This is a genomic window from Rhizobium sp. CBN3 (genome assembly GCF_030518245.1).
In the GTDB taxonomy this organism is placed as follows: domain Bacteria; phylum Pseudomonadota; class Alphaproteobacteria; order Rhizobiales; family Rhizobiaceae; genus Rhizobium; species Rhizobium aethiopicum_A.
In genome coordinates, this window is sequence record NZ_JAULSE010000021.1 from 57,830 (window position 1) to 79,473 (window position 21,644).

The window sequence follows — 21,644 nt, forward strand, 5'->3', positions numbered from 1 at the left end:
CGAGGAAAAGCCAATGGCAGACGATACCAACAGCAACGGTGCGACGAACCCCACTCTTTCGATCCTTGCGCAATATACCAAGGACCTCTCCTTCGAAAATCCGGGTGCGCCGCGTTCGCTGCAGGCCCGCGACAAGGCTCCGACGATCAACATCAATGTGAACGTCAACGCCAACCCGCTTTCCGACACGGATTTCGATGTCGTGCTGTCGCTGAATGCCGAAGCCAAGGACGGCGACAAGACGGTGTTCCATACGGAACTCGTCTATGGCGGCGTCTTCCGCGTCGCCGGTTTCCCGCAGGAGCACATGCTGCCGGTTCTCTTCATCGAGTGCCCGCGTATGCTCTTCCCCTTCGCCCGTCAGATCATCGCCGACGTGACCCGCAATGGCGGTTTCCCGCCGCTGATGATCGACCCGATCGACTTCACGCAGATGTTCGCTCAGCGCGTTGCCGAAGAACAGGCCCGCGCCAAGGTTCAGGCCGTTCCGAACTGATCGAATTCTTTTGATTCTGACATGCGGATGCCCGGGCCGGTCCCGGGCATTTTCAATTCGGGCTGGCGTATTTCGCCCAGATGCCCTTTTCGCCGAGTTTGGCGACCAGCGCCTCATGCGCCTGCGCTTCAGACTGGCTGAGGCGGGAGCCAAGCGGACGAGGGCGTTCGAGCGTCGCTGCAAACGCCATATCGTCTTCCATCGCCATGTCACCGCGGGCCGCCTGGCCGGGTTGACCCGATATGCTCAGGCCGAACGCTGCCTGTCTGCCGCCGATCATCTCGATATAAACTTCGGCCAATAGTTCGGAGTCGAGCAGCGCGCCGTGTTTGGTACGATGCGAGTTGTCGATGCCGTAACGCCGGCAGAGCGCGTCGAGCGAATTCGGTCCCATCGGGTGCTTGCGCCGCGCCATCGACAGCGTATCGATGACCTTGTCCGGCAGGATTGGCGGCAAACCGATGCGCGCGAATTCGGCGTTGATAAAGCCCATATCGAAGGTCGCGTTATGAGCGATCCACTTGCCGTCGCCGAAGAAGGCGAGGATTTCGTCGGCAACCGCGGCGAAAGGCTTTTTGTCCTTCAGGAATTCATCGGTAATGCCGTGTACCGCGAGCGCATCCGGATGGACCTTCTGGTCTCCCGGGTTGATGTAGATATGCAGCGTGTTGCCGGTCGGAAAATGGTTGAAGAGTTCGATGCCGCCGATTTCGATGATACGGTCGGCGCGGTTATCGAGGCCGGTGGTTTCCGTATCGAAGATGATCTCACGCATTCCGGAAATCTCCCTTGGCAATCCGCTTCTTCAGCTCGGCGATGATCTCAAGCACCTGCGTCCTCGTCTCGGCAATGCTGTGGCTGGTGTCGACCAGATAATCGGCGCGGCGTCGTTTTTCCGCATCCGGCGTCTGGCGAGAGAGAATCATGTCGAATTTTTCCTCGGTCATGTCGTCGCGCGCAAGCACCCTCTGACGCTGCATCTGTGGATCGGTGCTGACGACGACGATCACATCCACTCTTTCCCAGGCGCCGGTTTCGAAGAGCAGCGGAATATCGAGCAGAACCATTTCAGCGCCGTCTGCCTGCTGTCGCGCCAGAAATTCCATTTCCCGTTTGCGAACCAGCGGATGGACGATCGCTTCGAGGCGTTTAAAGCCTTCGGGATCAAGCGTGAGCTGGCGGCCCAGCTCATGCCGGTCGACTGCTCCATCCTTCATCGTGCCGGGAAAAGCGGCATTCACCAGCGGCGCTGCCTCGCCGGCGTAGAGGTCATGGACAACGGCGTCGGAGTCGTTCAAGGGGATTCCGGCTTCGGCAAAGAGTTTGCCGACCGTCGATTTTCCCATTCCGATTGAGCCGGTGAGTCCGATCTTCAGCATCAGTGGACTTCCATGTCAGCAACGATCAGAGCGCGCAACGCCGCGTCGACAACGGGGCGCTTGCCGAACCATTTTTCGAAACCGGGAACAGCCTGGTGCAGCAGCATGCCGAGACCATCGACGATCGGCCGTCCCTGCTGTTCCGCCTGCCTCAAGATCGGTGTCTTCAAGGGGACGTAGACGATATCGGTGACGACGGCATCCGCTGCAAGCGGCGCAAAATCGATCAACGGCGCCGCTTCGCCATCCATGCCGAGCGAGGTCGTGTTGATGAAGAGGCCGGCGCCATGCATGACTTCGGCAAGCGCGCCCACCGGATGGGCTCGAACTCTCGGCCCGAAGCGATCGGACAGCTCTCGTGCGCGTTCGACGGTGCGGTTGACGACGTGGATCTCCTTAAAGCCACGATCGCGGACCGCCTGAATGATCGCCCGGCTTGCGCCGCCGGCACCGAAGACCACGGCCGTGTCATGACGGTCCCAGCCGGGATGGCGCTCGTCGAGATTGGCGGTGAAGCCGCGGCCGTCGGTATTGGTGGCATGCAGGAGGCCATTCTCCAACCAGAGCGTATTCGAGACGCCGAGCTCGTGCGCCAGATCGTCCGGTTTGTCGGCGAGCCGGAAGGCAAGTTCCTTGTGGGGGATGGTGACATTGCCTCCGATAAAACCGGAACTGCCGTCCTTCAGCGAGGCAATGAAATCGGCAAAGGCATCGGGCGCCACCTCGTGGGCGCGGTAGCTGCCCGGCAGGCCAAGCGTCTTCAGCCAGTATCCATGGATCAGCGGCGAGCGCGAATGCCTGACGGGAAAGCCCGTGACAAACGCATTCGGCCCCAGTGTTTCACGTGAATCATCCATCGATCGCCCCGAATTCTCGCAATTTTCCCAGGAGCGGAAGCATCGGCAGCCCGAGTATGGTGAAATAGTCGCCCTCGATCTTCTCGAAGAGTTGAAGGCCCTCGCCTTCCAGCTGATAGGCGCCGACGCTGGAAAGCGCCCGGTCACCCACCCGCACCAGGTGCCTGGCGATGAAATCTTCCGTCAAGGGTCGCATCGTCAGTTCGGCATGGCCGACATGCTCCCACAGGACGGCGCCGTCGTGGACGATCGCGATGGCGCTGTTCAGCCGGTGGGTCGTGCCCGACAGGGCGCGAAGGTGGTTCGCTGCATCGGCCATATCCTTCGGTTTGTGGAAAACGCGGTCGCCGAGCGACATCGTCTGATCCGAACCGATGACGAGACTCTCGGGAAAACGGGCGCTGACGTCTTCGGCTTTAGCCTTGGCCAGGATGCAGGCGACGGTATCCGGCTTCGCACCGGCTTTTTCCAGCGGCGCTTCAACCGCCCTTTCGTCGATCTCTGCGGGATGTGCCTCAAAGGAGAGACCGGCATTTTCCATCAGCATCCGCCGAAAAGGGCTCGACGATGCAAGGATGAGTTTCGGTGTCATGGATTCTCCACTCCCGGCTTTTCGTCAGCGCTTAGCGCAGCTTTGGGCGGAGGGCAACAATGGCAGCCGCCGTTTCCTCGATCGAGCGGCGAGTAACATCGATCAGCGGCCATCCGTGGCGGGCGCAGAGGGAGCGGGCATATTTCAGCTCCTCGGAGATCGTGGCTCGATCGGTATAGTGCTCGCGGTCGAAACCTTGGGTCGTCCCGAGCACACGATTTTCTCGGACCTGGGAAATCCGGTCGGTAGTGGCGATCAGGCAGACGATCAGCGGTTTTGTTGCCGCGAGCAGGTTCTCCGGCAAGGGTACGCCGTAGACGATCGGGATGTTCGCCGTCTTGATGCCGCGATTGGCGAGATAGATGCTGGTCGGCGTCTTCGATGTCCGGCTGATGCCGATGATGACGACATCGGCATCGTTGTAATCATCCGGCATCTGGCCGTCGTCATGATCCATGGTGAAGTTCAACGCCTCGATGCGCGCGAAGTAACCGGCATTCATCACATGCTGGGCTCCGACACGGCGGCGGGACGGGGCGCCAAGATAGATCTGGAACGCATTCATGACCGGCTCAAGCACGTTGACCGAGGCGACACCCATCTCGACGCAGCGCTCGTCGATCAGGTTCGCCAGATCGCGGTCGACAATGGTGTAGAGCACGATCCCGGGCGCGTCATCGATTGCCTGCAGAACCGGCAGCAGCTGTTTGCGATTGCGGATCAGCGGATAGACATGCTCGATCGGCTGAGCGGATCTGAACTGCGCCGAAGCGGCGCGGCCGGCGGAGATGAGAGTCTCTCCGGTCGAGTCAGAAATCAGGTGTAGATGAAAGAAGTTCGTTCTGTTCTCCACGTTATTTTCCGCTGCCTGTTGAAAAGACTGGATGATGGAGAGCTAAGGCGGCGAGGCTGCCTCGGGCAAGGGAAAACATGCCTGCTTATCCACATTTCGAATTTTCCGGACGGGTTTCGACCGCTCCTGTGGAGGCTGGGGATGAAATCGGCTTGTCGTCCACCAGCCCACAGCCTATCCACAGGCACGAAAAAACGCGTCCCCCGGCAAGGATCTGGAATCGCTTTCGGATTCGGATTCTCCCCGGAATTTGACAGGAACGGAGAAATTCTTTCGAGTTCCTCTTCGAACACGCGACAAATGGCATCGGCGGTGGATGGATTTTAATCCTTGATAGACACCGACTCTAAGAAATAGAAACCTTTTAAAATATCTTTGATTTTTTATAGGGAAGACGCGCTTGAGCGATAGGCGGCGAAAGATCATGAGGGTTCTCGACGGCGAAAGCGTCTTCCCTCCTCCTCTCTGGCTGATGAGACAGGCAGGACGCTATCTGCCGGAATACAGGGAGACCCGGGCAAACGCCGGAAGCTTCCTCGATCTCTGCTACACGCCCGATCACGCCGTTGAAGTGACGTTGCAGCCGATCCGCCGCTACGGCTTCGATGCAGCGATCCTGTTTTCCGACATTCTCGTCATTCCCGACGCGATGAAGCGGAATGTTCGTTTCACTGAAGGCCATGGACCGGAGATGGATCCGATCGATGAAGCGGGCATCGGCAGATTGAACGGCGACGACGTTGTCGATTATCTCGGACCGGTTCTGGAAACGGTTCGGCGGTTGCGGCAGGAATTGCCTGAAGAGACGACTCTGCTCGGTTTCTGCGGCGCGCCTTGGACGGTTGCGACCTATATGATCGCCGGCCACGGCACCCCGGATCAGGCCCCTGCCCGTCTCTTCGCCTACAAACATCCTCGCGCCTTCGAGCATCTGCTGATGCTGCTTGCCGACGTTTCGGCCGATTATCTGGTGGCGCAGATCGACGCCGGCGCCGATGCCGTGCAGATCTTCGATTCCTGGGCGGGTGTTCTCGGCGAGAAAGAGTTCGACGCCTTCGCCGTCAAGCCGGTTGCACGGATGATCGCTTCGATCAAAGCGCGGCGGCCGCAGGCGCGCATCATCGCCTTCGCCAAGGGTGCAGGCTACCAGCTGAAAACCTATCGTCAGAAGACCGGAGCGGATGCGATCGGTCTCGACTGGTCCGTCCCGTTGGCCTTTGCCGCCGAACTTCAGAAGGATGGTCCGGTTCAGGGCAATCTCGATCCGATGCGCGTCGTTGCCGGCGGCCGGGCCCTGGAAGAGGGTATCGACGATATTCTGCATCATCTCGGCAATGGACCGCTGATCTTCAACCTCGGCCACGGCATCACGCCGCAAGCCGACCCCGAACATGTGCGTTTGCTGGTCGAGCGGGTGCGGGGCTCACGGGTGCCACAGCCGTGACGATGGAAAAACAGACGGACCGCAGAGCCGGCGCTTACGCCCGGCGCCGCGCGCATTTTGCGCTCGTCTTCTTCGCGCTGATGGCGGTTGCGCTTTTCGCCTGGAATCCCGATAATCTCTATCTCTGGATCAAGGCGCTTCATATCATCGCGGTCATCTCCTGGATGGCAGGATTGTTCTATATGCCGCGGTTGTTCATCTATCATACCGACGCCGAACCAGGCTCGGTGCAGTCGGAAACCTTCAAGGTGATGGAGCGCCGGCTGCTTCGCATCATCATGACGCCGGCGATGATGCTGACCTGGATCTTCGGTCTCTATCTCGCCTGGTCGGTCTACGGGTTCCAGGGCGGCTGGCTGCATGCAAAGATCGGCCTGGTGGTGCTGCTGACCGCGATCCATATGTTCTTCAGCAGCGCCGTGCGCGCGTTCGAGCGGGACGAAAACCGCCGTTCTGCGCGCTACTGGCGGTTCATGAACGAGGCGCCGACAGTGCTGATGATCGCGATCGTGATCCTCGTGGTGGTGAAGCCATTCTGAGGACAAATCCTCCCTCAGGTTAAATTTGCTTCATTTTAAGCAGCCCCCTTGCGGCGGCGATAACGAGTCGCTATTTTCCGCGCATCTCATCTACGTGGCATGTGTGTAGATTTCAGTCGTCTGCGAGCCCCTTTCGCAGTACCGAATACGACCCAACATCGCCTTTCCCCTTCGAAATTGAAAAGAGTATTGGTCACTTCATGGCTGAAATGAAGCTTCAGGAACTTAAGAGCAAATCCCCGACGGATCTTCTGGCTTTCGCCGAATCGCTCGAGGTCGAGAATGCAAGCACGATGCGCAAGCAGGAGCTGATGTTTGCGATCCTCAAAATGCTTGCCAGCCAGGATGTGGAAATCATCGGCGAAGGGGTCGTCGAGGTGCTGCAGGACGGTTTCGGCTTCCTGCGTTCGGCGAATGCAAACTACCTGCCCGGTCCCGACGACATCTACATCTCGCCGTCGCAGATCCGCCGTTTCTCGCTGAAAACCGGCGACACGGTCGAGGGACCGATCCGCGGGCCAAAGGAAGGCGAGCGTTATTTCGCGCTGCTCAAGGTCAACACCATCAATTTCGACGATCCGGAAAAGATTCGTCACAAGGTACATTTCGACAACCTGACGCCGCTCTATCCGAATGAGCGCTTCAAGATGGAACTCGAGATCCCGACCTCCAAGGATCTGTCGCCGCGTGTGATCGACCTGGTGGCGCCGCTTGGCAAGGGCCAACGCGGACTGATCGTCGCGCCGCCGCGCACCGGTAAGACCGTGCTTCTCCAGAACATCGCGCATTCAATCACGGCCAATCATCCGGAATGTTACCTCATCGTCCTCCTGATCGACGAGCGTCCCGAGGAAGTGACCGACATGCAGCGCTCGGTTCGCGGCGAGGTTATCTCCTCGACCTTTGACGAGCCGGCAGTGCGTCACGTCCAGGTGGCCGAAATGGTCATCGAAAAAGCAAAGCGTCTGGTCGAGCACGGGCGCGACGTCGTCATCCTGCTCGATTCGATTACGCGCCTCGGCCGCGCCTATAACACGGTCGTTCCCTCCTCCGGCAAGGTTCTGACGGGCGGCGTCGATGCCAACGCGCTGCAGCGGCCGAAGCGCTTCTTCGGCGCCGCGCGCAACATCGAGGAAGGCGGTTCTCTGACGATCATCGCGACCGCGTTGATCGATACCGGCAGCCGCATGGACGAAGTCATCTTTGAAGAATTCAAGGGTACCGGCAACTCCGAAATCGTCCTTGACCGCAAGGTTGCCGACAAGCGCATCTTCCCGGCGATGGACATTCTGAAGTCCGGCACACGCAAGGAAGACCTTCTTGTTCCACGCCAGGACCTGCAGAAGATCTTCGTTCTGCGTCGTATTCTGGCGCCGATGGGTACCACCGATGCGATCGAATTCCTGATCGATAAACTCAAACAGACGAAGAACAATTCGGACTTCTTCGAGTCGATGAACACCTGATCCTTAGCCGGATTCCTCCTATAAGAGCTGGCGCATCGTCTCGATGTCGCCAGCTTTTTGTTTAAGGGAATCGAGTGGGACTCGAACTGAAAACCGGACGCATGGCCATGTTGAATGATACCATCTATGCGCTTTCGAGCGGCGCTCCGCCCGCAGGTGTTTCGGTCGTCCGCATCAGCGGTCCGCTGACCAGAGATATATTGATCCGGCTGGCGGGGTCGGCACCGGCTGCCCGAACGGCTTCCTACCGAACGATTCGGACTCGTAACAACCAACCGATCGACAACGGCTTAGTGCTATTTTTCCCCGCCCCATACTCCTTTACCGGCGAGGATGTGGCCGAGTTGCAGGTCCACGGCAGTAAGGCCGTGCTGGCAGCATTGTTCTCCGAACTTGGCGATATTCCAGGTGTTCGTATGGCCAATGAGGGCGAGTTTTCGCGGCGGGCCTTCGAAAACGGCAAGCTTGATCTTGTCGAGATCGAGGGGCTCGCCGACCTGATCGGCGCCGAAACCGAAATGCAGCGCCGTCTTGCCGTGGAGCAGAGTGCCGGCGGTGTCTCGGCAATTTACGATTCGTGGGCGGAACGATTAACCCGGGCTCGGGCCTTGATCGAGGCGGAGCTTGATTTTCCCGACGAAGACGACGTTCCGGGGTCCGTCTCGGATATGGTCTGGACCGACATGACGCGGCTTCGCGACGATATCGGCCTTCATCTCAAAGCGTCCTCGGCGGGCGAAATCATCAGGGACGGCTTTAAAGTGGTGATCGCCGGCGCTCCGAATGCCGGAAAATCGAGCCTGCTGAACGCTCTGGCCCGGCGTGACGTCGCAATCGTCACCGACATTGCCGGAACGACCCGTGATGTGCTGCAGGTTGATCTCGATATTGACGGTTATCTTGTCAAACTCTATGACACCGCCGGTCTGCGCCAGGCGGACGACCGGGTGGAAATGGAGGGCGTGCGGCGCGCGCATGTTGCGCTTCGTGATGCCGATCTTGCGCTGCTGCTGGTCGACATGAGCAATCCGACGATCCCCGGTGACTTGGAGCAGACTTTGCCCCATGTTACTGTCGGAACGAAGAAGGATCTCGTTGAGACTGGTTCGGATCGCTATGATCTGGAGATTTCGACGCTGACCGGTGACGGCCTGTCGGAGTTGCGTCAGCTGATCGGGCGCGTTGTCGCCGAGCGTTTCAGTGGCCTGTCTCTGGCCATCCCCAGCCGACAGCGGCATAAGGATTCGCTGACGAAATGTTTGGCAGCGCTCGACGCGGCAATCTCGGAGATTGACGCAGATCTTGAACTGCGCACCGAGCAGCTTCGGCTTGCGGCTGAATACCTGGGGAGAATTACCGGGCGGGTGGACGTCGAACAGTTGCTCGACGTGATCTTCTCGGAGTTTTGCATCGGCAAGTGATTCACGTGAAACCTTTTCCGGCGGCGCGCCCCCAGGTTCACGAGAAACCCGGCTGTTTTGGAGTTTTGATATGACCGATAGTGGCTATGATGTGATCGTCATCGGCGGCGGCCATGCAGGGACTGAGGCGGCCAGTGCGGCTGCGCGCCTCGGAGCGAAAACTGCGCTCGTTACCCACAGACGAGACACGATCGGGATCATGTCCTGCAATCCGGCGATCGGCGGGCTCGGCAAAGGACATCTGGTTCGTGAGATCGACGCGATGGATGGCCTGATGGGCCGCGTTGCCGATGTTGCCGGCATCCAGTTCAGAATGCTGAACCGCAAAAAGGGTGCGGCCGTGCGGGGTCCACGGACCCAGGCAGATCGAAAGCTTTACCGGCTGGCGATGCTCGCTGCAATCGAAGCGACGCCAGGCTTGGACATTATCGAGGGCGACGCATTCGATCTCGATGTGATCGATGGCCGTGTTGCTGGCGTCATCATGAAAGACGGCCGACGGCTGCAGGCGCCGGCCGTGGTCTTGACAACCGGCACCTTCCTGCGCGGTCTTATTCATATCGGCTCTGAAAAGACGCCGGCCGGTCGCGTCGGCGAAGCTCCGTCGATCGGCCTGTCCGCCACCCTGGCGCGGTTGGGGCTGCGGCTGGGACGGTTAAAGACCGGAACGCCGGCCCGGCTGGATGGTAAGACGATCGACTGGCAGTCCGTCGGCCGACAGGGTGCGGATGAGGAGCTTGTGCCTTTCTCCTTCATGACCGACACCATCACCACGCGGCAGGTCGAATGCGGCGTTACCAGGACCACCGAGGCGACACACCGCATCATTGTCGACAATATCAAGCGTTCGGCGATGTATTCCGGGCAGATCGAAGGCGTCGGGCCGCGTTACTGCCCGTCCATCGAAGATAAGCTGGTGAAATTCGGGGAGCGCGACGGACATCAGGTCTTTCTGGAACCCGAAGGACTGGATGACGACACGGTTTATCCGAACGGCATTTCAACGTCGCTGCCGGCCGAAGTTCAAGCCGCCTTTATCAAGACCATTCCGGGACTCGAATCGGCGAGGATACTGCAGCCGGGTTATGCCATCGAATATGACCATGTCGATCCAAGAGAGCTTACCCCATCGCTTGAGGTCAAGCGACTGAGAGGTCTGTTTCTCGCGGGCCAGATCAATGGCACCACCGGTTATGAGGAGGCAGCGGCCCAGGGACTGGCAGCTGGACTGAATGCTGCGCTACGCAGTTCCGATTCGGACCCGTTCCATTTGAGCCGCACAAGCTCCTATATCGGCGTGATGATCGACGACCTCACGTCGCGCGGCGTTACGGAACCGTATCGAATGTTTACCTCGCGTGCGGAGTACCGCCTGACTTTGCGTGCCGACAACGCCGATGTGCGGCTGACACCGCTGGCTATGGAGCTTGGATGTGTGAGCGCCGAGCGCGCCGAGCGATTCAATAGGTATCAGGCCGAGATTGACGCTGGGCGCGCCCAGCTGATGGCGCTGACGGTGACGCCCAATGAGGCGCGACGGGCGGGCTTGAACATTAACCTCGATGGCCAGCGCCGGACGGCCTACGATCTCTTGTCTTACCCGGCCTATGATTTCGCCGCACTTCGACAGGTTTGGCCGGAGGAACTGGGTAGGCTCCGGCCAAAGGTCGCGGAGGCGTTGGAGATCGAGGCAGGTTACTCGGTCTACCTTGATCGGCAGGCGGCTGCGATCGCCGATCAACAACGCGACGAGGAGCGGCGGATACCGGCCGATTTTAATTATGACGCGCTCTCGGGGCTTTCGAACGAGCTCAAGGCGAAGCTCAGTGTTGCTCGCCCGTTCAACGTTGCCCAGGCAGCGATTGTCGAGGGCATGACCCCTGCTGCCATTGCGCTGCTGCTCGTGCACCTGCGTCGGCAGCGCGGATTTGAACGCCAACGCGCCTGATACAAGATGTGAGAGTCTTTCAGAATGGAATTGAACGGGTTGCGTGTTTCACGTGAAACACAGGAACGACTTCAACATTTCGCGACGCTGTTTCAGAAATGGGCAAAAACGATCAATCTGGTGGCGCCATCGACGGTCGATGCGCTGTGGCACCGCCATATTGCTGATAGCAGTCAGATTTTTCAGATCTGCCCTCGGCCCGTCACCTGGGTCGATCTCGGCAGCGGTGGCGGCTTTCCCGGTGTGATTACCGCAATCTTCCTGGCAGAGCTGCAGGAGGGATGGGTGCATCTTGTCGAAAGCAACCATAAAAAGGCAGCGTTTCTGCGAACGGCGCTGCGGGAGACGAATGCACGGGGGAGCGTACATGCCATTCGAATCGAAGACGCCCCTGGCGAGATCGGCGATTGCGAGGCGATTTCAGCGCGAGCCCTGGCCGATCTTGATGGGTTGATCGGCTATTCAGCCCCCTGGATGCTTGGCAAGGAAAATTGCCGGGGGTTTTTTCACAAAGGCCGGGATTACCTGAGGGAAATCGCCGAAGCCCGTGGTCGGTGGGAATTCGATCTGATAGAACATGAGAGCGTCGTTGAGCAGGAATCCGTTATTTTGGAAGTATCGAACCTCCGGCGCTTGGTTTAACAGATCGGATATTGCAGCAATGGCTGGCGAACGACATCGGATAATAACCATCGCAAATCAGAAAGGTGGCGTTGGCAAGACGACCACTGCAATCAATCTGGCAACGGCGCTGGCCGCTATCGGCGAGCGTGTCCTGATCGTCGATCTGGATCCGCAGGGCAATGCCAGCACCGGCCTCGGTATCGACCGCCGCGACCGCAAGCTCTCCTCCTATGACCTGATGGTCGGTGACCGCGGGATCCGCGACGTGACGCTGGAAACAGCCGTTCCCAACCTCTTCATCGTTCCTTCGACCATGGATCTGCTTGGCATCGAGATGGAAATCTCGCAGCAGAGCGATCGGGTGTTCAAATTGCGGAAGGCACTGTCCTCTCCCGAGGCTATGGCATTCTCCTATATTCTTCTGGATTGCCCGCCCTCTTTCAATTTGCTGACGATGAATGCCATGGCGGCCGCCCATTCGGTGCTGGTGCCGCTGCAATGCGAATTTTTTGCGCTGGAGGGGCTGAGCCAGCTGCTCGAGACCGTCAGTCAGGTTCGTCGGACAGTAAATCCGCGGCTGGATATCCAGGGCATCGTCTTGACGATGTTCGATGCGCGTAACAATTTGGCCCAGCAGGTGGTCAATGATGTGCGGACGCATCTCGGGGAAAAGGTTTATCATACGTTAATTCCCCGTAACGTCCGGGTGTCCGAGGCGCCGTCCTACGGCAAGCCCGCTATTCTCTATGATCTGAAATGCGCGGGTAGCCAGGCCTATCTGCAACTGGCCTCCGAGGTCATTCAGCGTGAGCGCCAGAGACTGGCCGCGTAAGATCATTTCCGGAATGAGGTGAGTGTAGATTATGAATGACGATGTCTCGAAAAGACGACTGGGTCGCGGCCTTGCAGCACTGATTGGTGAAATGGATCAGCCTGTTCCGGTCGAAGCTGAACGCACCGTCAGCGCCGACCGGATGATTCCGATCGAATTCGTCAGCCGCAACCCGCGCAATCCGCGTCGTTTCTTCGATGACACCGAACTGCACGATCTTGCGAGTTCCATCCGTCAGCACGGTATCGTTCAGCCGATCGTGGTGCGGACGATGTCGCAAGACAGATATGAAATCATTGCCGGCGAACGGCGCTGGCGGGCAGCTCAGCTCGCCGGCCTGATCGAAATTCCCGTCATTATTCGCGACGTTGACGACAAGACCGCGCTTGAGATTGCGATCGTCGAAAACGTGCAGCGAGCGGATCTCAATCCTCTCGAAGAGGCATTGGGCTATGAGCAGCTGATCGCCGAATATGGCTACACCCAAAATGATCTTGGCGAGATCATCGGTAAAAGCCGGAGTCACGTCGCCAACTCGTTGCGTTTGCTGAAATTGCCCGATCCGGTTCGCGATCTTCTCGCCGCCGGCAGCCTTTCCGCCGGCCATGCCCGCGCGCTTGTGTCGACGCCCGACCCGGCAAGCCTTGCCCGCACCATTGTCGCCAAGGGCATGTCGGTGCGTGATGCCGAGAAGTTGGCGCAGAACAATATCAAGGCGCAATCGGAGCCGCAGCAGCCGGCCCTCCGTGGCGATCAGAAGGATTCGGATACGCTGGCGCTGGAGCGGACGCTTTCCGATGCGCTCGGCCTTGAGGTTTCAATCAATCACAAGAACGGTGGCGGCCAGATCAAAATTTCCTATAAGTCGCTGGAACAGCTCGAGGAAATCTGCCGCCTGCTGGAAAGGCGATGATCACCCGGATTTGCGACCGGATTGAAGGGTGGTGGAGAGAAGTGTTTGCATCGCAACACTGTCTTCCAGCACCTGCCGCCGTCGGCTCTGGAGGATCGCCGCCTGCAGGCGATTGGATTCACGCGCAATGTTGTCCGCCGACCAGTGACGGAGTGCCTGCTCGATGATTGGCTTGCGGCGAAAATGCAGATGCCGACCCATCGTCTGCATGACTTGAGGCGCCTGCACACGCTTTTCTTCCATTTCAGCGCGCATCATGTCCAGAAGCTGGAACTGCTTCAGGCAGGCCTGCAGCACCAGAAAGATCGCGGTTTTTGAACTGCTGATCTTTTGCATGGCATGCAGGAAACCGTTGAGATCACCGCTGAGAATGGCATCGACGGCGTCATCAACGGAGATCGCGCTGGCGTCACCAATTATTTCGGCAACGTGATGTTCCTCGACCGTATTGAGTCCGCTGCAATAAAGGGCGAGCTTGCGCACTTCGTTACGAGAAGCAATGCGATCACCGCCGATCAGTGCGATCAGCGCCTGACGGGCTGCCGGGGTAATGCCAAGCTTCTCCGCCCCGAGTTCAGCGTCGATCAAGCCGTTCAGAGCCCGGCTATCGTCGGCGTAGGAGGGGATCGTCATGACGGATCGTGCGGCTTCCGCCATCTTGCGGAGCAGGGATCCTTTTTTCAGATCGCCGGCCTCGACGATCAGGTAAGCGGCTTCGAGCGGTTTTTCAGCCAGCACCGCCAGCGAGTCGACGAGGTATTTTTCGTTGGCTGCACCGCGAATCCAGATGAGTTTCTCGCCGCCGAACAGCCCGATGGACTGAGCCTCGTCAACCAGGCGACCGGGATCCTTCTGCAGATCGCCGATATCGAGTTTGGTCAGGGAGAAAGGATCGTCGAGCGCGACACCGGTCTTGCCGGCGATCTGGCCGGCACGTTCGGAAACCAGACCCCGATCCGGCCCGTAAACGACGAAAATCCGATAGTTCCCGGCCGATTTCTGCAGGAAAGTCTCGAACTCATGGGACTTGATTTCAGCCACCTGCCCGCCCTCAGCGGCTGAAGGCAGCGGCGAGATCGGCTCCTACGAATTCCGCCGCCTGATCGGCCGCACGGTTTTCGGCATCGCGGATCGCCCTTTGCTTGGCGAATTCCTGTTCGGAGAAATCCACCAGAGCCGTCGTCTGGCGGCTGCCGGCTTTGATCACGTGACCGTCGGCTACGGCGCTCAGCGTATAGGTGACGGTGACGGTGACGCGACCGGCGCGCGATGTATCGCCGGATTGCCGCAGCAGCGTATCGGCGACGCTCGAGGTAGCGCGCATTTGGACGTGATATTGTGGATTTACCGCTTCGCCGGCGCCTCGCGATGCCAGGAAGATCAGGTGATTGCGCACCTGCTGCTCGACGCGACTGGCTGCATCGGAAAAGCCGACCGAGGACAGCTTTTCGACGACACCCGAGTTCTCCGAATAGAGCGGCCGAACCTGGCAGGCCGAAAGAAAGGCCGAGGCAGCAAGGATCATGGCGATGCCGGCATTGCGAGCCAGCCTGCGGGAGATATCAGACGACAATGTTCACAATCCTTTGGGGAACCACGATGATCTTCTTCGGCGCCTGACCGTTCAGCACGTTCTTCACCGCATCCAGTTCCAGCACGGCGTTGGTGACGGCATTCTGATCTGCATCGCGAGAAATTGTCAATTCAGCGCGCTTCTTGCCGTTGATCTGCACGGGCAGAACGACGTCATTTTCCATGACCAGCGCTTCCACGTAACGCGGCCAGTCCGTGCGGGCGAGCAGCCCGGCATTGCCAAGCGTCGCCCAGCATTCCTCGGCAAGATGCGGCGTCATCGGTGCAACGAGCTGGATCAGGATCTCGGCAGCGTCACGCACGGCGGCACGATAGGCGATGTCGCCTTCACCCGCCGCAACCTTCGTCAGTGGCGCGGCGAGCGCATTGACGAGCTCATAGATGCGGGCGACGGCCTTGTTGAACCAAAGCTTGTCGTAGTCGTTCTGAACAGCCTTCAGCGTCTTGTGCGCCGCCTGCGAGACTGCCAGAGCCTCCCCTTCGCTTGCCGGTGCGGGGGCAACGGTCGACAGGCCGTCGGCCGCTTCGGAAATCAACCGCCACAGGCGCTGAGTGAAGCGATGGGCGCCTTCGACGCCGGCTTCCGACCAGATGACATCGCGCTCCGGCGGCGAATCGGACAGAACGAAGAAACGGGCGGTATCGGCGCCATAGGAGGCGATGATATCGTCGGGATCGACAACGTTCTTCTTCGATTTCGACATCTTCTCGATCGAGCCGATGGCGATTTCTTCGCCTGACGCCAGCAGGAAGGCATGGCGTTTGCCGTCGACCTCCTCCATGCGGATATCGGCCGGCGCCACCCATTCCCGGCTGGCGCCGGAGCCGCGGCTGTAGGTCTCATGGACCACCATACCCTGGGTGAAAAGGCCCTTGAAGGGTTCGGTGGCGGCGACATGGCCGGTCTCGCGCATGGCGCGGGTGAAGAAACGGGAATAGAGCAGATGCAGGATCGCATGCTCGATGCCGCCGATATATTGGTCGACCGGCAGCCAGCGATTAGCCGCCTCAGGATCGGTCGGCTTGGCTTCCCATGGCGCGGTAAAGCGGGTGAAATACCAACTTGAATCGACGAAGGTGTCCATCGTATCCGTCTCGCGGCGAGCGTCCTTGCCGCAGTTCGGGCAGGCGACGTGACGCCAGGTCGGATGGCGGTCGAGCGGATTGCCGGGCTGGTCGAAGGTTACATCCTCCGGCAGCTTGACCGGCAGATCCTTCTTCGGCACCGGCATAACGCCGCAGGCGTCGCAATGGATGACCGGGATCGGGCAGCCCCAATAGCGCTGGCGCGAAATGCCCCAGTCGCGCAGGCGGAAATTGATCATCCTCTCGCCCTGCGGCGCATTGCCGAGGGAAGCCGCCGACAACCGGTCGGCGACGATATTGAAGGCTTCTTCCGTCGTCTTGCCGTCGAGGAAACGCGAATTGATCATCACGCCGTCGCCGTCATAGGCGGTGTCGCCGACGGAAAAACTTGCGGCGTCACCACCCCTCGGCATGACGACCGGCACAACCGGCAGGCCATATTTCCGGGCAAAATCAAGGTCGCGCTGGTCCCCCGACGGGCAGCCGAAGATCGCCCCCGTGCCGTAATCCATCAGAACGAAATTGGCGATGTAGACCGGCAGTTCCCAGGAGGGATCGAGCGGATGCCTGACGCGGATGCCGGTATCCATGCCCTTCTTTTCGGCGGTCTCGAGCGCAGCGAGAGAGGTGCCGGCGCGCCGGCACTCCTCGCAGAAGGCTTCGATCTCAACATTCTTGGCGGCCGCATCCTTGGCCAGCGGATGATCGGCGGAGATCGCCAGGAAGGAAGCGCCGAACAAGGTGTCCGGCCGTGTCGTGTAGACCGTGATTTCGGTCTCGCCGGCAGGCGCCGTTTCCGGCACGATCTCCCAGCGGACCGTCAGGCCTTCAGAACGGCCGATCCAGTTCTTCTGCATCAGGCGCACTTTTTCCGGCCACTGGTCGAGCGTATCCAGCGCATCCAGCAGGTCTTGGCTGAAATCGGTGATCTTGAAGAACCATTGCGTCAGTTCGCGCTGTTCGACCAGTGCGCCGGAACGCCAGCCGCGGCCGTCGATCACCTGTTCGTTGGCAAGAACGGTATTGTCGACCGGGTCCCAGTTCACCTTCGACTGCTTGCGGTAGACCAGGCCCTTTTCCAGGAAGTCCAGGAACAGATGCTGCTGGTGCTGGTAATAGTCGACGTCGCAGGTGGCGAATTCGCGGCTCCAGTCCAGCGAAAGTCCCATGGCCTTCAGCTGCGCCTTCATCGAAGCGATGTTCTGGTAAGTCCAGGAAGCGGGATGCACGCCGCGCTCCATGGCGGCATTTTCCGCCGGCATGCCGAAGGCGTCCCAGCCCATCGGATGCAGAACGTTATAGCCGCGGGCACGCTTGTAGCGGGCGACCACGTCGCCCATGGCGTAGTTGCGGACATGGCCCATATGAATGCGCCCCGAGGGGTATGGGAACATTTCGAGAACATAATATTTTTCGCGCGGATCCGAATTGTCGGTCTCGAAGACCTTGTCTTCGTTCCATTTTTGCTGCCAGCGGGGCTCGGCATCGCGCGGATTATAACGTTCGGTGGCCATGGTATTCAAAATTCCGGAAAATCAGGGGAGTTGGTCGAGACCTTCACCATGAAACCACCGTAGCGTCAAGTTTTGCAGGCGTTGCAAGCGTCCGATCTTCATGCCGCCGAAGCGATTTCACCAGCGCGGGTCTTGGCAAGCACGGAATGGCTGGCTAGTTCATTGCCAAATCTTTTCACGCTGATATGTCGAGGCAGAACGATGGACCTTCAAGAGCGGTTGAATGACGTGCGGTCGCGGGTCGCGGCTGGGGAACGCCAGGCAGGCCGTCCGGCTGGTTCCGTTCAGCTCGTCGCCGTATCGAAGACGTTCGAGGCGGATGCGATCCGCCCGGCCATCGAGGCCGGGCAGCGGGTGTTCGGCGAGAACCGGGTGCAGGAAAGCCAGGGCAAATGGCCTGATCTGAAAGCCGAGTACCCTGATATCGAACTGCACCTGATCGGGCCGCTGCAATCGAATAAGGCGGCGGATGCTGTCGGGCTTTTTGACGTCATTGAAACGGTGGACCGCGAAAAGATCGCCCGCGCCCTTGCCGAAGAGATGAAGCGGCAAGGCAGGACGCCGCGGCTCTACGTCCAGGTCAATACCGGGCTGGAACCGCAGAAGGCCGGCATCGCTCCCGAGGATACGCCTGGTTTCGTCGCCCTCTGCCGCGATCAGCTCGGCCTGTCCATCGACGGGCTGATGTGCATTCCGCCGGCAGACGAAAATCCGGGGCCGCATTTCGCCCTGCTCGCAAAGCTCGCACTGAAATGCGGCGTCGAAAAACTCTCCATGGGCATGTCGGGCGATTATGAGACGGCGATCGCCTTCGGCGCCACCAGCGTACGCGTCGGATCGGCGATTTTCGGCGCGCGCTGATACCTGCTTTCGTCGGGCTTTCCGTCCTCCCAGGCCCAGCCTAAATTGATATCGAGGCTTGCATGTCCTGGGGAGGAGCAGATGCAAAACGGCTATCATCAGATCTATGCGGCCTGGAAACAGGATCCCGAAGGCTTCTGGCGCGAAGCCGCCGCCGATATCGACTGGTTCAAGCCTCCGGAGCGGATCTTTTCACCCGATGAAGGCGTCTATGGCCGCTGGTTTTCAGAGGCTGAGACCAATACTTGCTACAATTGCCTGGATCGGCATGTCGCGGCCGGGCGCGGCGGCGAGACGGCGATCCTGTTCGACAGCGCCATGACCGGCGAGAAACGCCGTTTCACCTATGACGAGGCGCTCGGCGAGGTGAAGGCGATCGCAGCAACACTGCTCGAGATCGGCATCGGGAAGGGCGACCGCGTGATCCTCTATATGCCGATGGTGCCGGAGGCGGTGTTTGCCATGCTCGCCTGCGCTCGCATCGGTGCGGTTCATTCGGTCGTTTTCGGCGGCTTTGCCGCCAGCGAGCTTGCGGCGCGCATCGACGACAGCGGCGCCAAGCTGGTGATCACCGCCAGCTGCGGCCTCGAGCCCGGCCGCACCGTCGCCTATAAGCCGCTGGTCGATCAGGCGATCGAGTTTGCGCGGATGAAGCCCGAGCGCTGCCTGGTGCTGCAGCGGCCGCAGCTTCAGGCAGAACTCGCCGGTGGCCGCGACCAGGATTTCGAGGTGGCGGTGGCGCGCCATCGCGGCGCGGAGGTGGCCTGTGTTCCCGTCAAGTCGACTGATCCGCTCTACATCCTCTACACCTCCGGCACGACAGGCCAGCCGAAGGGCGTGGTGCGCGACAACGGCGGCCATATGGTCGCCCTCAACTGGTCGATGCGGAATATCTACGGCCTCAGGCCCGGCGAAGTCTGTTGGACGGCGTCCGATATCGGCTGGGTCGTCGGCCATTCCTATATCGTCTATGCACCGCTGATCGCGGGCGTGACCACGCTGATCTACGAGGGAAAGCCGGTCGGCACCCCGGATGCCGGCGTCTTCTGGCGGATCGTCTCGGAATATAGGGTGCGTGTGCTCTTTACGGCGCCGACTGCATTCCGCGCCATCCGGCGGGAGGATGGCGAGGGCGAACTGCTGCGCCAATATCCAATGCCGGATTTCCGGGCGCTGTTTCTGGCCGGCGAGAGGGCGGACCCTGAAACGCTGAAATGGGCGGAGCGCATGTTCGGCGTGCCGGTCATCGATCACTGGTGGCAGACGGAGACCGGCTGGCCGATCGCCGCCAATCCGCTTGGTCTTGGCGCCCTCCCCGTCAAGCATGGCTCACCGACATTGCCGATGCCCGGTTATGACATCGCGGTGCTCGACGATGCCGGTCACCCGGTCGAGGCGGGAACGCTCGGCAATATCGTCATAAAGCTGCCCTTGCCGCCGGGTTGCCTGCCGACCCTCTGGAAGGCCGACGATCGCTTCCGGTCGGCTTACCTCGATGAATTTCCTGGCTACTACAAGACCGCCGATGCCGGCTGTGTCGACGAGGACGGTTATCTTTTCGTCATGTCGCGCACTGATGACATCATCAATTGCGCTGGTCACCGGCTTTCCACCGGGGCGATGGAGGAGGTCTGCGCGCGCCATCCCGATGTCGCCGAGTGCGCGGTCATCGGCGTGACCGATGCGGTGAAGGGCCAGGTTCCATGTGGTTTCCTGGTGCTGAAACGCGATGTTTCCCGTGAAACGCCGGCGATCGAATCGGAGGTCGTGGCGATGATCCGCCAGTCGATCGGCCCGGTCGCGGCCTTCAAAACGGCCATCACCGTTAACCGATTGCCGAAAACGCGCTCCGGCAAAATCCTACGCGGAACCATGCAGAAGATCGCTGACGGCATACCCTGGAAAATGCCGGCAACCATCGATGATCCGGCGATATTGGAAGAGATCGCAGAGGCACTGCGAAAGCGTGGTTTTGGCTCCCTGCCGATGTGAAATCAGCGGGAAGGCTGCCGGAAGGTCAGCATATTGCTCGGCCTTGTGTGAGATGCTCTACAGCAACGCCAATGAAAAACCCCGCCTTTTCGGCGGGGTTTTTGCATGAGAAGGCTGATATCTCAGTACTGCTCGTCCTCGTCTTCGTCCTTCGGGGCCGAGCGCAGCGAGCTCAGCTTGCGGAAAACGGCGTCGGCGTCGATTTCCTTTTCCTCTTCGCGCTCGTAGCTCGGGGTCAGGCGCTCGGTCTCCTGCGCCGATTGCAGCGTTGCGCCCAGCTCGGCGGCGGTCGGCAGGGGACGACCCTTGGCGGCCTTTTCCACTTCCATGTCGAGGTCGATCTGGCTGCAGAGGCCGAGCGTGACCGGATCCATCGGCGCCAGGTTGGCGGAGTTCCAATGGGTGCGCTCGCGGATCTGCTCGATCGTCGATTTCGTCGTGCCGACGAGCCGGGAAATCTGCGCGTCCTTCAGCTCCGGATGGTTGCGGACGAGCCAGAGAATGGCGTTCGGGCGGTCCTGACGCTTGGAGACCGGCGTATAACGCGGACCGCGGCGCTTGGATTCCGGCACGCGCACCTTCGGTTCGGAAAGCTTCAGCTTGTGGTTCGGGTTGGCTTCAGCACGGGCGATCTCATCACGGGAGAGCTGTCCCGTCGAGATCGGGTCGAGGCCCTTGATGCCCTGCGCGGCTTCGCCGTCGGCAATCGCCTTGACTTCGAGCGGGTGCAGTTTGCAGAACTGCGCGATCTGATCGAAAGACAGCGCCGTGTTGTCGACAAGCCAGATGGCAGTCGCCTTCGGCATGAGCAATGTTTGAGCCATGGATATAGTCCTTCTATCGTCCGCGCCGGTCGCGGTCCGTGGATTGTCACCACAATGTCCGGGAAATATGCCGCTATATAACCGGACTGTCGCAGAATTGCAATTCTTCCGAAATGAAATGACCTTTGTCTAATTGCCGTAACGATGCGAACTGCTATGAATTGCCGTGATTTGAAGTTCGGGCCCTGTATAGCTCGCGGTCCGTCGCATGTCCCATGAGGAGGAGTTCCATGTCGGAGAAGATCTATCCGGTCACGAAGCCGGTGAAGGCGCGCGCCCTGATCGATAAGGATAAGTACCTGAAATGGTACGAGGAAAGCATTGAAAACCCGGACAAATTCTGGGGCAAGCACGGCAAGCGGATCGACTGGTTCAAACCTTATACCAAGGTCAAGAACACCTCCTTTACC

21 protein-coding genes are annotated in these 21,644 nt (G+C 59.8%); 12 read left to right on the top strand and 9 right to left on the bottom strand.

The window, feature by feature from the left end:
- Nucleotides 1–13: 13 nt before the first annotated feature.
- Nucleotides 14–496: a protein-export chaperone SecB gene (secB, locus tag QWJ46_RS24895; protein ID WP_184454436.1), complete on the top strand. Its 483-nt coding sequence runs from the start codon at nt 14–16 to the stop codon at nt 494–496.
- Nucleotides 497–548: 52 nt separating this feature from the next.
- Here the strand turns inward: secB and dnaQ are convergent, their stop codons facing one another.
- Genes dnaQ through QWJ46_RS24920 form a run of 5 tightly spaced genes read right to left on the bottom strand, consistent with a single transcriptional unit; the run spans nt 549 to nt 4,177 of the window.
- The gene (gene dnaQ / locus QWJ46_RS24900) at nt 549–1,271 is read right to left on the bottom strand and encodes a DNA polymerase III subunit epsilon (protein WP_184454438.1); all 723 of its coding nucleotides are present in this window, start codon (nt 1,269–1,271) and stop codon (nt 549–551) included.
- Nucleotides 1,264–1,875 (bottom strand): dephospho-CoA kinase, encoded by a 612-nt coding sequence (gene coaE, locus QWJ46_RS24905; protein WP_302754420.1) that lies wholly within the window; start codon nt 1,873–1,875, stop codon nt 1,264–1,266. The genes dnaQ and coaE overlap by 8 nt, the downstream gene beginning before the upstream one ends.
- Entirely contained in the window at nt 1,875–2,732 is an 858-nt protein-coding gene (locus tag QWJ46_RS24910) for a shikimate dehydrogenase (protein WP_302754421.1), read from the bottom strand. The genes coaE and QWJ46_RS24910 overlap by 1 nt, the downstream gene beginning before the upstream one ends.
- A complete protein-coding gene (locus tag QWJ46_RS24915) occupies nt 2,725–3,324 on the bottom strand; it encodes a Maf-like protein (protein ID WP_302754422.1) in 600 nt (199 codons plus the stop codon). Before QWJ46_RS24915 ends, QWJ46_RS24910 begins: the two co-directional genes overlap by 8 nt.
- 31 nt (nt 3,325–3,355) lie before the next feature.
- Nucleotides 3,356–4,177, bottom strand: coding sequence for a pyruvate, water dikinase regulatory protein (locus QWJ46_RS24920; protein ID WP_184454446.1), 822 nt, complete (start codon nt 4,175–4,177; stop codon nt 3,356–3,358).
- Between the two features lie 400 nt (nt 4,178–4,577).
- Between QWJ46_RS24920 and hemE the strand changes: the two genes are divergently transcribed.
- The 8 genes from hemE to QWJ46_RS24960 all read left to right on the top strand — a co-directional run bounded on the left by hemE (nt 4,578) and on the right by QWJ46_RS24960 (nt 13,364).
- Entirely contained in the window at nt 4,578–5,621 is a 1,044-nt protein-coding gene (gene hemE / locus QWJ46_RS24925) for a uroporphyrinogen decarboxylase (RefSeq protein WP_302754423.1), read from the top strand.
- A 2-nt stretch (nt 5,622–5,623) separates the two neighbouring features.
- Nucleotides 5,624–6,160, top strand: a complete 537-nt coding sequence (gene hemJ, locus QWJ46_RS24930; RefSeq protein WP_302754438.1) for a protoporphyrinogen oxidase HemJ — start codon at nt 5,624–5,626, stop codon at nt 6,158–6,160.
- Nucleotides 6,161–6,360: 200 nt separating this feature from the next.
- The gene (rho, locus tag QWJ46_RS24935; RefSeq protein ID WP_088391233.1) at nt 6,361–7,626 is read left to right on the top strand and encodes a transcription termination factor Rho; all 1,266 of its coding nucleotides are present in this window, start codon (nt 6,361–6,363) and stop codon (nt 7,624–7,626) included.
- A gap of 101 nt (nt 7,627–7,727) precedes the next feature.
- Entirely contained in the window at nt 7,728–9,047 is a 1,320-nt protein-coding gene (gene mnmE, locus QWJ46_RS24940; RefSeq protein ID WP_302754440.1) for a tRNA uridine-5-carboxymethylaminomethyl(34) synthesis GTPase MnmE, read from the top strand.
- Nucleotides 9,048–9,117: 70 nt separating this feature from the next.
- Nucleotides 9,118–10,995, top strand: a complete 1,878-nt coding sequence (gene mnmG / locus QWJ46_RS24945) for a tRNA uridine-5-carboxymethylaminomethyl(34) synthesis enzyme MnmG (RefSeq protein WP_302754426.1) — start codon at nt 9,118–9,120, stop codon at nt 10,993–10,995.
- A gap of 24 nt (nt 10,996–11,019) precedes the next feature.
- Nucleotides 11,020–11,637: a 16S rRNA (guanine(527)-N(7))-methyltransferase RsmG gene (gene rsmG, locus QWJ46_RS24950; protein ID WP_184454456.1), complete on the top strand. Its 618-nt coding sequence runs from the start codon at nt 11,020–11,022 to the stop codon at nt 11,635–11,637.
- A gap of 19 nt (nt 11,638–11,656) precedes the next feature.
- Nucleotides 11,657–12,451 (top strand): ParA family protein, encoded by a 795-nt coding sequence (locus QWJ46_RS24955; protein WP_184454458.1) that lies wholly within the window; start codon nt 11,657–11,659, stop codon nt 12,449–12,451.
- A 31-nt stretch (nt 12,452–12,482) separates the two neighbouring features.
- Nucleotides 12,483–13,364 carry a ParB/RepB/Spo0J family partition protein gene (locus tag QWJ46_RS24960; protein ID WP_302754428.1) on the top strand — a complete coding sequence of 294 codons (882 nt, stop codon included), beginning with the start codon at nt 12,483–12,485 and terminating at the stop codon, nt 13,362–13,364.
- Here QWJ46_RS24960 and holA read toward each other — a convergent pair whose 3' ends face one another.
- Genes holA through leuS form a run of 3 tightly spaced genes read right to left on the bottom strand, consistent with a single transcriptional unit; the run spans nt 13,365 to nt 17,557 of the window.
- Nucleotides 13,365–14,405 (bottom strand): DNA polymerase III subunit delta, encoded by a 1,041-nt coding sequence (gene holA / locus QWJ46_RS24965; protein WP_302754429.1) that lies wholly within the window; start codon nt 14,403–14,405, stop codon nt 13,365–13,367. It lies immediately after the preceding gene.
- Nucleotides 14,406–14,415: 10 nt separating this feature from the next.
- Nucleotides 14,416–14,937: an LPS assembly lipoprotein LptE gene (gene lptE, locus QWJ46_RS24970; protein ID WP_302754430.1), complete on the bottom strand. Its 522-nt coding sequence runs from the start codon at nt 14,935–14,937 to the stop codon at nt 14,416–14,418.
- Nucleotides 14,927–17,557: a leucine--tRNA ligase gene (gene leuS, locus QWJ46_RS24975; RefSeq protein ID WP_302754431.1), complete on the bottom strand. Its 2,631-nt coding sequence runs from the start codon at nt 17,555–17,557 to the stop codon at nt 14,927–14,929. The genes lptE and leuS overlap by 11 nt, the downstream gene beginning before the upstream one ends.
- 201 nt (nt 17,558–17,758) lie before the next feature.
- Between leuS and QWJ46_RS24980 the strand changes: the two genes are divergently transcribed.
- Both QWJ46_RS24980 and QWJ46_RS24985 read left to right on the top strand, forming a co-directional pair.
- The gene (locus QWJ46_RS24980; RefSeq protein WP_302754432.1) at nt 17,759–18,418 is read left to right on the top strand and encodes a YggS family pyridoxal phosphate-dependent enzyme; all 660 of its coding nucleotides are present in this window, start codon (nt 17,759–17,761) and stop codon (nt 18,416–18,418) included.
- An 81-nt stretch (nt 18,419–18,499) separates the two neighbouring features.
- On the top strand, nt 18,500–20,410 hold the full coding sequence (locus QWJ46_RS24985) for a propionyl-CoA synthetase (RefSeq protein ID WP_302754433.1): 1,911 nt from the start codon (nt 18,500–18,502) through the stop codon (nt 20,408–20,410).
- Between the two features lie 122 nt (nt 20,411–20,532).
- On the opposite strand, the gene QWJ46_RS24990 is transcribed toward QWJ46_RS24985, so the two are convergent.
- Nucleotides 20,533–21,234, bottom strand: a complete 702-nt coding sequence (locus tag QWJ46_RS24990) for a DUF1013 domain-containing protein (protein ID WP_097601297.1) — start codon at nt 21,232–21,234, stop codon at nt 20,533–20,535.
- A 230-nt stretch (nt 21,235–21,464) separates the two neighbouring features.
- Here QWJ46_RS24990 and QWJ46_RS24995 point away from each other — a divergent pair.
- A partial coding sequence (locus tag QWJ46_RS24995; RefSeq protein WP_302754437.1) for an acetyl-coenzyme A synthetase N-terminal domain-containing protein occupies nt 21,465–21,644 on the top strand: 180 nt, incomplete at its 3' end.